Raw genomic sequence first — 13145 nt, forward strand, 5'->3', positions numbered from 1 at the left:
AAAAAGCAGTAGTGGTTTTCTTTACTCTTATTTTGTGTATTATGTTTTTATCAAATAAATGCAATGGGTATGCTTCATTTCAAATATGTCCCTTCTACTTGCCAATTCAAATATAAACAGCATTGTTGATGAGCTTAACCAAGCCCATCTGCTGGAAAAGCAGCAAATTGCGGATAATTTTCGCGATGGGCTTTTGTTATTGTCTTTAAATTTAAAACCACAGTTGATTAATCGAAAGGCTCAAAACTACTTATTAAGCCAAACCGATACTGAATGTGTTTTAGATAGGCTAAAAGTCTATAGTCAAAAACGGAGTAATACGGCGTTTGATTTAAAAAACTGGTTATTAGAAAACCGACTCACCCAAGGCAGTAAAACAAGCCCGCTTTTATGGCTTAACAGCCATAATAAGACCCAAGCGACTGACTCAGTATTTATTCCCGTTTTATTCCAAGTCCACAAAATTCAATCACCCGACCATAAAACCGAAAGTCTATTGATTCTGATTCAAGATCAATCCTTACAGATAAAAGCTGAAGCGCAAATCAAATTAATGGAGGCAAGCTATGCAGGTCAATTCATCACTGACTCTCATGGCTATATCACTCAACCTAACTACGCTTTTTCTGCCTATACGGGCCTAAAACCTGAAACACTTGAAAGAATGACCTACATTGAGTGGTTAAAAAAACAGGTGGTTTTTAAAGTCCCTTTTGACACAGTAATGGAAGCTCTATTAACGGATAATTGCTGGAGTGGTGAAGTGCAGCTTTCCCCCTCACCTAATACGCAATATCATGCCGTATTAAGTCTTTCCATGATGACTGACAATAATCGCAATATTCAACATTTTATCGGTGTCTTGCAAGACATCACAGACATCCATGAAGCCCACAGTAAAATTGAACGCCTTGCCTATTATGACAATTTAACAGGCCTGGCTAATCGTACATTACTCAATAATCATTTAGGCTCAACCTTAGCGAATGTTGACCGCTCACAAAGTCATTCTGGATTGGCTTTAATTGATTTAGATAATTTTAAAATAATCAACGACACACTCGGGCATGCCATCGGTGATCAACTACTGATTTTAGTTTCACAAAAAATCATTCAACAAGTGTCCACTGATGCGCTTGTTGTTAGATTAGACGGCGATGAATTTGCGGTACTCATCAAAGAAATAAGCCAAGATGAAGAGGAAGCTAAAACTCAACTACTGAGTGTTGCCCATAAAATCCGTGCCGCTTTAGATGATCGTTATCAGATCTCTAATCGTTCACTACATATCACCGCAAGCATTGGCGCTTATATTTTCAATAAAGAACTGGATACCAAAGATTCTGATCAATTAGTCCGTCACAGCAACTTAGCCATGCATGAAGCTAAAAACCTAGGAGGCAACCAAGTTTACCTCTTTGAAGAACAGCTTAGAGACATTGCCAAACAGCGCCTAGAAATGCTTCAAGCCCTTAATCATTCTGAACTGGATAATGAATTTCAACTTTACTTTCAAGCGCAAGTTGACGCCAAAGGTAATACCGTGGGAGCCGAAACGTTGCTGAGATGGTTTCACCCAACATTAGGTCTCGTTCCTCCTGGACAATTCATCCCCGTTGCTGAAGAAGGTCGTCAAATTATTAAGATTGGCCTTTGGGTTATGCATAAGGCCTTTTTACAAGCTAAGGCCTGGAACCAAAAATACGGCAATGTGCGTGTATCCATTAATATCAGCCCTATTCAGTTTCACGAACAAAGCTTTGTTGAACTGGTTATTGGCTTGGTGAAATTCACTCTTGTAAACCCAAACAACATTACATTGGAACTGACTGAAGGGGTTCTTATACGCAATACCGATTTGGCTTTACAAAAAATTCAACACCTAGTCAGCCTTGGTTTTCATATCTCTATTGATGACTTTGGCACAGGTTATTCGTCTTTAAGCTACTTACAAAAACTACCTATCCATGAGTTAAAAATAGACCAAAGCTTTATTCGACAAATACTCGATAGTGAAGATGACATGGCCATCGTCGAATCCATTGTTCGCTTAGCAGAAACCAAAAACCTCAATATTATCGCTGAAGGTGTCGAAACCCAACAGCAGGCAGATTTTATACATGAACATCACAAAAACATCCTTATTCAAGGTTATTACTACTCTAAGCCTTGCCCAGCCAATGAATTTGAACAAACCTTTTTAAAATAACAACCTCTCCAAATCCCCTTTTTTAACCCCCTTTTTCCCCCTTTATCACCCTTTATCACCCACCTGACAATCTCGAACCACAATTGCACCCATTTGGTGATAATTGTTAACATTTTGTAACAATTTTAAGTATTACAAAAGGTAACAATTAAACATTTACACCCTAACTAGTTGAATATTATAAATAAATATAATATTGGTCATATAAATGCGTTATACCAATTAATAAAAAACTAATTAGGAATATAAAATGTCAGCTTCTAATATTTGGATTTCAGATCTAACGCATTACTACAACAAGAAACAAACGTCACCAACGTTAGACGATATCAACTTAACCATTCCTAAAGGCCAACTCACTGCTTTAATTGGTCGAAGTGGTTGCGGGAAATCAACCCTTTTACAAATGATGGCTGGCTTATTAATGCCATCTCACGGCTCTGTTCGAATTAACACCCACACGGTCCTAAAGCCTAACGCTAAGTGGAACATGATGTTTCAAAAGCCGTCACTTTATCCTTGGATGACCGTTAGAGAAAACGCGGCGCTTTCACTGGTTTTTGCAGGCACTTATAAAGGCAATGAAGACAAAGTTGAAGAGCTGCTAGATATGGTTGGACTCACTGAACATAAAGACAAAAATGTTCAACAACTCTCTGGGGGTCAACAACAGCGTGTTGCTCTAGCACGATCTTTAGCCGCTGAACCAGAAGTTCTACTTTTAGATGAGCCTTTCTCAGCGCTAGACGCTTTTACACGTTCCGCTTTACAAACCGAAGTTGCTCAAATCTGTCATGACCAAGGTATCACCATGGTTTTGGTTACCCATGACATCGAAGAAGCGGTGGCGATGGCCGACAAGGTCGTCATTATGAACCATAACCCAGGACGCATTGTGGGTTCGCTAGATGTCCCCGTTGCTTATCCTCGTGACCGTAACGCACCTGAGTTTGTTGCGTTAAAAGAGCAGTTATTTGAAGAATTTGAAAAGATTGATCAAGCAAAACAACTCGAACTACAGCAACAAGCCTCTTAATTTATTTACCCATTTTTTGTTTTTTTAAGGAGATTTAATCATGTGCCAATTATGTGATATTAATGAACAACAAGCTAAAGAAGACTATAAATTCAATCCCGCTAAAGGACGTAGAGAATTTATTCTTGATAGCCTAGCAACAGCGGGTGGTCTTACTGCAGCAATGAGCTTACCATTAGACGCTTTAGCGAATATTGAGATGCCAGAAGATGAAGTGGTACGAATTGGTTACCTACCTATTACAGATGCCAGTGCCTTATTAGTTGCTCACGCTATGGGCTTCTTTGAAGACGAAGGGCTAAAAGTTGAAAAACCAACTTTAATTCGTGGTTGGTCTCCTCTTATTGAAGGTTTTGCCGCTAAAAAATTCAACCTAGTGCATTTCTTAAAGCCAATTCCTGTATGGATGCGTTACAACAATAAATTCCCTATCAAAATCACGGGTTGGGCACACACAAATGGCTCAGGCCTTGTTGTTGGTAAACACACGGGTGTTGAAAAATTTGAAGATTTGGGCGGAAAACAAATTGCCGTACCTTATTGGTATTCAATGCACAACGTTGTATTACAAATGGCGCTTAAAAATGCGGGACTTGAACCTGTTATCCAAGATCAAACAGATGAACTGAAGCCTAACCAAGTTAACTTACAAATTATGCCACCACCCGATATGCCACCAGCATTAGCGGCTAAAAAGATTGATGCGTTCATTGTTGCTGAACCATTCAATGCGGCAGGTGAAGTACTGGCTGGCGCTAAAATGCTCCGTTTTACTGGGGATATTTGGAAAAACCACCCTTGTTGTGTAATTTGTATGCATGACGAGCATGTTGAAAAGAAAAAAGTTTGGTCTCAAAAAGTGATGAATGCGGTGGTTCGTGGTGCTTTATATGCACAAGAGAACAAAGAAGAGGTAGCACACATGCTTTCTCGTGAAGGTAAGAGATATTTACCAATGAAAGCTAAAGTAGTACTTAAAGCGATGACTGACTATGCTCCAGAGCACTATGCCGAGCCTGATGCCATTAAACATGAAGACTGGAAGGTTGGTCGTATTGACTTTAACCCATACCCTTACCCAACAGCAACCAAGTTTATTATTGATGAACTTAAAGATACTCTCGTTGCTGGAGATAAGACATTCTTAAATGATTTAGACACTGACTTTGTTGTTAAAGATTTAGTCAACTATGACTATGTTAAGAATGCGATGGATAAATACCAAGTTTGGGACAAAGTTCCAGGTGTAAACCCTGAAAACCCAACAGAACGTGAGGAGGTATTTGTACTATGAGTACTTTGGCCGCAAAGCCAATGTTTTCTTTTGGCCAGATGTATTCTGGCTTTAAGAAACTTCCAACAGGCGTACAAAACTTTTCTAATGCCGTACTTGGTATGGCGTTACTTTTGTTACTCTGGTGGATTGGCGGAATATTAATTGAATCTAATCCAGATACAGAGGCTTTTGCTGGTTTTGCACCAGGTCCAGCCTTTAGTGCATTAGCCTATTTATTTGAAACTGGCTCTATCTGGGAAACCATTTACTCAAGCTTATACCGCATTATTATCGGTCTATTTTGGGGGATTGTTATAGGCGTACCTGTTGGTGTATTAATCGGCTATTTTGCTGCAGTACGTCAAGTAGCGAATATGCCATTTCAGTTCTTACGAATGATTAGTCCCTTAGCTTGGATGCCAATCGCCGTATTAGCTTTTGAAACTTGGGATAATGCGATCATTTTCTTACTCATTATGGCAACCGTTTGGCCGATTGTTTTTGGTACTGCCCACGGTGTACAACGTATTGACCCTAACTGGTTCAGTGTGGCTAAAAACTTAGGTGCGGATGGTTTTCAAATGTTGCGCCGAGTGATTATGCCAGCAATCGCCCAAGACGTTTTTGCAGGGATTCGTTTAGCCATTGGTGTTGCCTGGGTTGTACTTGTTCCAGCCGAATACCTAGGGGTAACGTCTGGATTAGGTTATGCCATCAACGATGCTCGTGACACCTTAGACTATGATTCATTAGCAGCAATTGTTGTTGTAATTGGTGTTATTGGCTACCTACTTGATGCCATCGCGGTGATGTTAATCAAGCGCTACTCATGGCGCGTAGAGTAACTAAAACAATTTAAACCCTAGCCTAGTGATAATTCTTCACTGGGCTTCCATCATAGAAAACAGAGCAAACATTTATTCTCTCCAAAGAATGAATAGGGTTTTTGCACCCTAAATTAATCACACTCTCTTAACGGTGTAAAAGAGTGACAAAGAAATAAACAACAACGGCGTTGGAATAACAAAGAGTAGGACTAAAAAATAGCCCACTCACAATAACTAAAATTAAGGAAATACCATGACAACAAAAATGTCTTTAAACAAAATTCCAACTTTAACCCCCCTTGCACTTGCACTTTCAAGCTGTATGTTGGCGCCAAACCTAGCAAATGCAGGCGACAATTTTACTGAAGCTTTAACAGGTGGTAAGGCCAATGTCGACATTACGATTCGCTATGAATCCGTTGATCAAGACGGTTCAAGTAACGGGTCTGCATTAACCGAAAGAACTCGTATTGGTTATAAAACAGGCGACTTTAAAGGTTTTAGCGCATTTGTAGAAATGAGCGGAACCGAATCGATTGGTAGCCGTGAAGATTATCATGTACCTAAAGGCCCTTATGCTGATTCCTATGCAAAAGGCGTTATTTTAGATCCAACCCTTACACGCTTAAACCAGGCCTGGATAGATTACAGTTTTTCTAAATCGAACCTTAAAGCGGGTAAACAGCGCATCATTATGGATAACCGTTTTTTAGGAAACGTAGGTTGGCGTCAAACCGAGCAGGTTTACAACGGCTTTAGTGCCAAAATTAAAGAGTTTGATACGGTTTCATTCGACTATGCGTACATTGCGGAACAAGATAACCCTCTCGGGCTTCAAATCCCTATGGCAACGCACGCTTTAAAAGCCGATATTAAAGCGATTCCAGGAGCAACTTTAACAGGTTATGGCTATTTAGTAGACACTCTTGATAGCACTGCTGATAGCAAAACTCTTGGCGCTCGCATTAAGGGTTCTGCAGCTTTATCGGAAGGCGTTGACTTGACGTACTTTGCTGAATATGCAGACCAAACAGAGTACGCAGATGCGCCAAGCAATACTGGTGGCGACTACTATCACTTTAAATTAGGTGGTAAATTTAGCGGTGTAAGTGCAACAATCGCTCAAGAAAAACTGGGCGGTGACGGTACTTCATCTTTTCAAACCCCTTTAGCGACACTTCACCTATATAACGGCTGGGCAGATAAATTTTTAGCCACCCCTGTAAAAGGTTTAGTCGATACTTATGCCACGATTGGCACCAAAGTTTCAGGTATTAAACTTGCTGCTGCTTACCATGACTTTAAGTCAGATAAAGGCGGTGATAATTATGGTTCAGAGGTCAACTTATTAGCCGCTAAGAAGTTTGGTAAAAACTATTTAGTAGGTATTAAATATGCCGACTATTCAGCGGATACTTTTGCGACAGACACGTCAAAATTATGGGTTTGGACAAATATCAACTTTTAAACTAATTAGGCTTTAAGCCTCGGTTTTTACTGCTCCGTTATTATTAAACGGAGCACTAAAAATCAATAACACTCATGCTGAGCAAGTTATCTAAACAGTACTCTTCTCCATTTTTCATTAAGACATACTCTTTACCTTTGCTTGCATATAAATTTTCTACAACACCTTCAACACACTTATGTTCACTGTTTTGAACATCAAACACTAAACACACTTTATGTCCATGCATAGAAGCGAGCTCTAATTGGTCATAAATAGAACAAGAAATCCCCATATTTCACCTCTTTCCATCTTTAGCTTGATATAACAAAGTGATACTATGAAACCATCTTACCCTTTTAATCAAAAACATTACAACACTGTAAATACAGGTAACTTAGTGAAAGAAGTTGAACATTTAGATATTGCCAATCACTCTGAATATATTGTTATTAAAGAGGCTGCAGAACAGATTGAGAATGCCTATGAACCGCAGAAGGCAATCCGCACTATTCTGAGTTTGATCTCTAGACAAATGGGGCTAAATCGCGGACGAATTCTTTTACAGGATGGAGATTCAGGCTATCTATATACCGCCTATTCTTATGGTCTAACCCAAGAAGAAATTGATAGAAGTCGTTTTGCAATGAGTGAAGGTATCTCTGGCAAAGTCATGTATACAGGGACTCCAACGATTGTTTCTGATATAGACAAAGAAGAAGATTACCTATTTAGAACAGTAGATCGTGACACCCTTCCTGCTGGAAAAGTCTCTTTTATTGCCACACCCATTACTCGAAACAATATTGTCATTGGTGTACTGGCTGTCAACCGCATGGCAAACCCAAGGCGCTCTCTAGATAAAGAATTAGGGTTACTCAAACTGATTGCTCTGTTTATAAGCGAAATTCTGGCGGTTCACGCTATGATTGAAAAACAGACCCAAATTTTAAAAGAAGAAAACGAACAACTGCGTTCAATGGCGCTAGGCCAAGGAAGCCAATATGGCATTATTGGGGAAAGCCCAGCTTTAATGTCTGCCTTAAACAAGGTTAGCCGAGCCACCAACACGTCTGTTACCGTTATGCTTCAGGGTGAATCAGGTACAGGTAAAGAACGTTTTTCTCGCATGCTTCACCTAGCCTCTCATCGAAAAGATGGGCCTTTTATTGCCATTAACTGTGCCGCCATTCCCGAAGAGCTCTTAGAGTCCGAACTATTTGGCCATGAAAAAGGCGCCTTTACTGGCGCCATTCAAACCAAATTAGGAAAAATGGAGTTGGCAAACCATGGCACTTTATTTCTTGATGAAATTGGTGATATGGATTTAGGGCTACAATCCAAATTATTACGTGTTTTAGAAGATCGGACGATTACTCGCATTGGTGCAACAAAACCGATTCCTATTGATATACGGATTATTGTGGCTTCACACAAAGACTTACATGGACAAGTCAATAATGGCGCTTTTAGACTCGATTTATTCTACCGATTAAATGTTTTTCCTATTGAGCTCCCCGCTTTAAGAGAGCGTGATGGCGACATTCGATTATTAGCAAGACACTTTTTAAACCAAGCTAACCAAGAGTACGGAACAAGTGCCATTTTTGATCCAGAAGCCATGACATTTCTAGAGCGTTATGACTGGCCTGGTAATATTCGTCAATTAGAGAACATCGTAAAACGTGCAGTACTGATGGCGGATAACAATCGCCTTATTTCAGCCAACTTAATTAACCGAATTATTTCCGAAGAAAGTGGAATCATTCGCGGTGGCTCACCTGCGCCAGAGCAAATTGCACCTGTCTCTACCGCGTATACAGATAGCTGGCAGCAAAGTACTGCAATCCCTCAGCAACCTGTGGGGACACACGCAGCTCATCAGCCAGCGCCGCCAACGCATGAGCCATACCCTCCACAGAGTTTTATTGACTCAGTCAATCCAGTAGATGAAAAACGTGCCTATTGGCGGGTTTCAGAAAATGAAACGGAACGCCTTCAACAAGCTTTAGAAATGGCGCGCGGAAATAAAACAAGAGCCGCCATGCTCTTAAATATGACGCCTAGACAGTTTAATTATCGATTGAAGAAACTGGGAATTGAGGGTTAATTCCGTTCTTAACTTTATTTGAGATGAGCTTACTTAAAAATTTTACTCAAAAAAAAAGGTTCTAATCATAGAACCTTTTTTTATTGAGAGAGTTAAACCCTTATTTAGGCCGAATACAACTCTTGATACATCTTATTAGCAGAAGTAACAAACTCACCACTCAATGCAAAACCTGACACAGCACCGTCAACGGTATACAGTAATTTTTGGTTCTCACCAACATTCATATTCATTTCCCATTGACCATGCGTTGCAATCAAAGGAGGACTTAACATAATAGATAAACTTGGTGTTTTTGTTTTAATCAACGTTGGTAATACATTAAATTCAGAACTTGAATCACCATAAAGATGTGAAGCAAAAGCTTTTACTTGACGTCTAATCGGCTCTAGAAATGCTTGCACAACGCCATCTAATTCCGCACAGTCACCAATAGCATAGACATCAGGATCATTTGTCTGGCAATGCTGATTAACACAGATACCACGATTTGTTTCCAGCTTAGCTTTTTTTGCTAATTCAACATTGGGTGCCAAACCAATAGCTGCTATGACCAAGTCGGTTTCATAGGTCTCACCTTGATCTGTTTTCAGTACATAACCGCTTCCTACTTTATCCATCTCTTTTAATTCAGAATTAAAGATTAAATTAACACCACGTTCCTTTAATTTTTGTTCTAAATTACTCGAAATGGCTTCAGGCATAATCTGGCTCATCAAATGAGAACCACGGACAATCATATCGACTTCAATACCAAATGAACGCAAGTCTTCTGCTAATTCGGTGGCAATTAAACCACCACCAACTAAGGTAACTTTTTTGATGCCTTGCAATGTTTTATAAAACTTCTTATAAGCAGCAAGATCGTTAATGGTGACCATCTCGTGCCCAGCATCCCCTTCTACCTTGGGAATAAGTGCTTTAGCACCTGTTGCTAAAACAAGTTTGTCGTAACTAAAACTACCTGTTGTCGTCATTACTTTTTTACGTTTAGTATTAACAGACATAACTTTGGTTCTGACTTTAATACCTAAATCTAATTCTGTCGCTTTTTCATTAGCTGTCGCTTCGGGTAAATCATCAGGCGTTCTGTTTTGACTTAATGCCATTGACAGAGCGGGTTTAGGATAAACCGTTCCATCATCAGCGGTAAGAAGTGTAATCACCGCATCCGCATTTTCTTTACGAACTGCTTCTGCTGTCTGCCAACCCGCGTAACCAGAACCAATAATTAAAATATCGGCTTTATTACTTACCTTACGCTTAGGTTGATCTGCTGAAGCGGATTTTTTGGTTGTGTCTATTAACACAAAATCGGACTTGCTAACGAGGCATAATGGACAATACCAATCATCAGGAATATCTTCAAAACGTGTTCCTGGTGCTAGGCCTGAATCCTCATCACCCAACTCCTCATCGTAGATTAAACCGCAAGTTTTACAAATATATTTCTGATATGGCATGCTCATAACTCTCTCCTATGCCGCTTCTTCAATACGCGCAATTTCTTTACGTAAATGCTTAATTGAAGGGGTAACAATAATAACAAAATAGGCTTCACGCTGTTTACGGTGGGCAACGGCATCCACAATATAGCCTTTAGCACCAGCATGTTGCATAACCGAATCGGCCGCACGCTTACAAATCTCAGCACCTAATAAACGGGCTTCTAAAACCGATTTAATATACTCTTCGCCTTGTGTGTAAGGCTCTTCACAAAGTTCTTGAATAAACTCTAATGCATCTTCAAGCTCTTCTTGCAACTCTTCTGGAGAGTCATCAAGATACTCATTGATTTCAGACAGTGTCAGATTCGATTTATTCATATCATTGATAGCACCTTGAATCACACCTGCTGCCATCCCCGTCTGTAACAAAATAAAACCCGCTTTCATTTTCTGTAGTAGAGGTTTTACGGGATCAGATAACAGATATTTTTTAGGTAAAAAGGCATTATCAAAGATTAATGCATAAGTACCTGTACCTTCCATACCTACAAATTCAACTAATTGCTTCATAGTTAAACCTTCAAGGTCACATGGAATTAAAGCCATAGCGTCTCGATTAGGCTGGCCGTTCTTGTCATGCACACTAAAAATTGAACCAAAGAAATGCTTGCTAGAACCTTCTAATAAGTTAGAAACCCAAGGTAAAGTACCATTAATGATATAACCATCTTCCGTCTCTTCTGCTGTAAGTTTAAGCTCTTCAATGCCAGCAAAGTGTTTCATTGGGTTTGATAATGACGTTGCGCCAAAAAGTTCACCATCTACCATCTTAGGAAGAATTTCACTTTTTAACCACTCATTATCTGAGTTTTCAATGTACCAAGCGCAAACCGTTTGTGCCCACATCATAAAGCCAGTAGACATACACTCTTCAGAAACAATCGCCATATCAGCAATAGTGCCAAACAAGTTTAGTTCACCATTATTTTGTGAAGGAATATGGTGACGAAATGCGCCCGCTTTACCTAATTTTTCAAGTACCTCTGTTGTATAGGTACCATGGTCAATGGCAAGTGTGAGTGGTTTTAAATCATTTTTTACAATTTGACTAATCATGAGTTGTACTCCTTGTAAGTCACCAGGCCTGGTAAATAATGAACTACCAGGCCTGGTAGAAATTAATCTACTAATTTTCCTGACATAGTTACTGCATTTAAATAAGTATTAGCCACTGGGGACCACTTCATTGCATGTGCAACCAACTCTTCTAGCACTTCTTTAGGTGTACCTGGAGACTCAATGGTAAACATCGCTCTTACTTCTGTTACACCAAGTTTTTTGTCAGGATCTAAATCACCTGTACCCCAAACCGCTGTAATGTTAATATCACCTTCAAGTTCAACTTCTAACTTAGTTAAAGGGATACCCTGGTTCGTTGCGTTCGCTTGAACACCAACAGATAAACAAGAACCCAAAGAGAGCAGAGCCATTTCTGATGGATTTGGAGCAGTATCTTCACCTAATAAAACAGGTGGCTCATCCACAACAATAGGGTCTAAATCACGAATGTAATTTAAGTTTTTAAATTGACCTTCTAAAACCGTTTTACTTTTTAGTGTTTTGATTGTGTCTGGAGCAGCTTTACCCGCTTCACCTAGTTTGTTTAACCCAGCAGTATCAATTGGACGTAAGCATGATGGAATGACGATATCAGTCATGTGAATCTCCTAAATATTAAATTGTAATGAATAAATTTTCGGTTATTCGAAAAGTTACCCTTCACATAGCGGTTAAGATGCCAAAAATCGCTAAACCCATTAAATACAATTACTTACACCACTAAGTTAATTCAGTTTATTATTTACATCTCAATAATTGTACACATTTGATTACAATTTTATTATTTGTGTCTATATTTGTATATGTTTGTTATACATTCTTGAATAACCCATACAACTTTACCTTATTAATCAATAGGTTAATAAAAATGGCACATACTTTGCGATACCGACATTGTTTTTATTACAAACAATTTGGAGAACACAACATGATTACAAAAGTACAAATGACTGAAGCCATTATTTTAGCTAAGAGTGAAAAGTCTGTAGGATGGACGGATATTGCAGCCGCTGCAGGTTTAAGTGAAGTATATACAACCTCTGCATGCCTAGGCATGAACCACCTTGATCCAGAGCCTGCTGAAAAAGTGGCTGAATTTTTAGGCTTAGGAAAAGAAGTCGCAGAAGCATTAAAAGCCTTTCCAAGTAAAACATGGGATCAAATTGTGCCTACTGACCCTCTTATTTATCGTTTGTACGAAATTGTTGGGGTTTATGGTCCAACAATGAAAGAGATCATTAATGAAAAGTTTGGTGACGGGATTATGAGTGCAATCGATTTCACCATGGACATAGATAAAGAAGAAAACCCAGCTGGTGACCGCGTTAAGGTAACTATGAATGGTAAATTTTTAGCTTATAAGTCTTGGTAAACTCAAGTTAGCCACGCTTTTTAAGCAAACCCAATATCAAAACCCTGTAGTTCTATCTACCTCTCTCCTCACAGGGTTTTGATTCTTAACTATTTCTCTCTCCACCTCTAGCATTCCATACACCGATTAATGATTTACAACTCATTAATAAAATTAATATCGCAGTAAATTTGCATTATCACTCGGTATTTAGTAGAATCCGCGCACTCGCAATGATTTTGCTTACCTAAAAATAGACTAAGCCACGAAATAAATCATGCTTCAAAGAGCCATTTGCCTACGCTTGTAACTTAGACAAGCG

11 protein-coding genes are annotated in these 13145 nt (G+C 39.3%); 7 read left to right on the forward strand and 4 right to left on the reverse strand.

All coding sequences use genetic code 11. The features are described 5' to 3' along the window. Nucleotides 1-85: 85 nt before the first annotated feature. The 5 genes from A379_RS06305 (at nt 86) to A379_RS06325 (ending at nt 6816) form a co-directional block, all read left to right on the forward strand. On the forward strand, nt 86-2209 hold the full coding sequence (locus tag A379_RS06305; RefSeq protein WP_051145053.1) for an EAL domain-containing protein: 2124 nt from the start codon (nt 86-88) through the stop codon (nt 2207-2209). A 250-nt stretch (nt 2210-2459) separates the two neighbouring features. Then, a complete protein-coding gene (locus tag A379_RS06310) occupies nt 2460-3245 on the forward strand; it encodes an ABC transporter ATP-binding protein (protein ID WP_040726850.1) in 786 nt (261 codons plus the stop codon). 40 nt (nt 3246-3285) lie between these two features. Continuing rightward, nucleotides 3286-4539, forward strand: coding sequence for an ABC transporter substrate-binding protein (locus A379_RS06315; protein WP_040726851.1), 1254 nt, complete (start codon nt 3286-3288; stop codon nt 4537-4539). Continuing rightward, nucleotides 4536-5366 (forward strand): ABC transporter permease, encoded by an 831-nt coding sequence (locus A379_RS06320; protein WP_040726855.1) that lies wholly within the window; start codon nt 4536-4538, stop codon nt 5364-5366. The genes A379_RS06315 and A379_RS06320 overlap by 4 nt, the downstream gene beginning before the upstream one ends. Before the next feature lie 235 nt (nt 5367-5601). Further along, nucleotides 5602-6816, forward strand: coding sequence for a hypothetical protein (locus tag A379_RS06325; protein WP_232744820.1), 1215 nt, complete (start codon nt 5602-5604; stop codon nt 6814-6816). A 55-nt stretch (nt 6817-6871) separates the two neighbouring features. Here the strand turns inward: A379_RS06325 and A379_RS06330 are convergent, their stop codons facing one another. Continuing rightward, complete coding sequence (locus A379_RS06330) at nt 6872-7090, reverse strand: hypothetical protein (RefSeq protein ID WP_040726856.1); 219 nt, start codon at nt 7088-7090, stop codon at nt 6872-6874. A 45-nt stretch (nt 7091-7135) separates the two neighbouring features. Between A379_RS06330 and A379_RS06335 the strand changes: the two genes are divergently transcribed. After that, nucleotides 7136-8905 carry a sigma 54-interacting transcriptional regulator gene (locus A379_RS06335; protein WP_081696359.1) on the forward strand — a complete coding sequence of 590 codons (1770 nt, stop codon included), beginning with the start codon at nt 7136-7138 and terminating at the stop codon, nt 8903-8905. 104 nt (nt 8906-9009) lie between these two features. Here the strand turns inward: A379_RS06335 and A379_RS06340 are convergent, their stop codons facing one another. The 3 genes from A379_RS06340 to A379_RS06350 form a co-directional block, all read right to left on the reverse strand. Then, nucleotides 9010-10374, reverse strand: a complete 1365-nt coding sequence (locus tag A379_RS06340; protein ID WP_040726859.1) for an FAD-dependent oxidoreductase — start codon at nt 10372-10374, stop codon at nt 9010-9012. 9 nt (nt 10375-10383) lie between these two features. Further along, entirely contained in the window at nt 10384-11469 is a 1086-nt protein-coding gene (locus A379_RS06345; protein WP_040726861.1) for an acyl-CoA dehydrogenase family protein, read from the reverse strand. 62 nt (nt 11470-11531) lie between these two features. Next, entirely contained in the window at nt 11532-12071 is a 540-nt protein-coding gene (locus A379_RS06350; protein WP_040726864.1) for an OsmC family protein, read from the reverse strand. Between the two features lie 329 nt (nt 12072-12400). Between A379_RS06350 and cynS the strand changes: the two genes are divergently transcribed. Further along, the gene (gene cynS, locus A379_RS06355) at nt 12401-12844 is read left to right on the forward strand and encodes a cyanase (RefSeq protein ID WP_040726866.1); all 444 of its coding nucleotides are present in this window, start codon (nt 12401-12403) and stop codon (nt 12842-12844) included. The last annotated feature ends 301 nt before the right edge of the window (nt 12845-13145 follow it).

The organism is Thiomicrorhabdus sp. Kp2 (assembly GCF_000478585.1).
Classification (GTDB): Bacteria; Pseudomonadota; Gammaproteobacteria; order Thiomicrospirales; family Thiomicrospiraceae; genus Thiomicrorhabdus.

Bases quoted from the DNA above. Each gene is read 5' to 3' on its own strand.
- A379_RS06305 (WP_051145053.1), top strand. From the start codon at position 86: ATGTCCCTTCTACTTGCCAATTCAAATATAAACAGCATTGTTGATGAG.
- A379_RS06310 (WP_040726850.1), top strand. From the start codon at position 2,460: ATGTCAGCTTCTAATATTTGGATTTCAGATCTAACGCATTACTACAAC.
- A379_RS06315 (WP_040726851.1), top strand. From the start codon at position 3,286: ATGTGCCAATTATGTGATATTAATGAACAACAAGCTAAAGAAGACTAT.
- A379_RS06320 (WP_040726855.1), top strand. From the start codon at position 4,536: ATGAGTACTTTGGCCGCAAAGCCAATGTTTTCTTTTGGCCAGATGTAT.
- A379_RS06325 (WP_232744820.1), top strand. From the start codon at position 5,602: ATGACAACAAAAATGTCTTTAAACAAAATTCCAACTTTAACCCCCCTT.
- A379_RS06330 (WP_040726856.1), bottom strand. From the start codon at position 7,090: ATGGGGATTTCTTGTTCTATTTATGACCAATTAGAGCTCGCTTCTATG.
- A379_RS06335 (WP_081696359.1), top strand. From the start codon at position 7,136: ATGAAACCATCTTACCCTTTTAATCAAAAACATTACAACACTGTAAAT.
- A379_RS06340 (WP_040726859.1), bottom strand. From the start codon at position 10,374: ATGAGCATGCCATATCAGAAATATATTTGTAAAACTTGCGGTTTAATC.
- A379_RS06345 (WP_040726861.1), bottom strand. From the start codon at position 11,469: ATGATTAGTCAAATTGTAAAAAATGATTTAAAACCACTCACACTTGCC.
- A379_RS06350 (WP_040726864.1), bottom strand. From the start codon at position 12,071: ATGACTGATATCGTCATTCCATCATGCTTACGTCCAATTGATACTGCT.
- cynS (WP_040726866.1), top strand. From the start codon at position 12,401: ATGATTACAAAAGTACAAATGACTGAAGCCATTATTTTAGCTAAGAGT.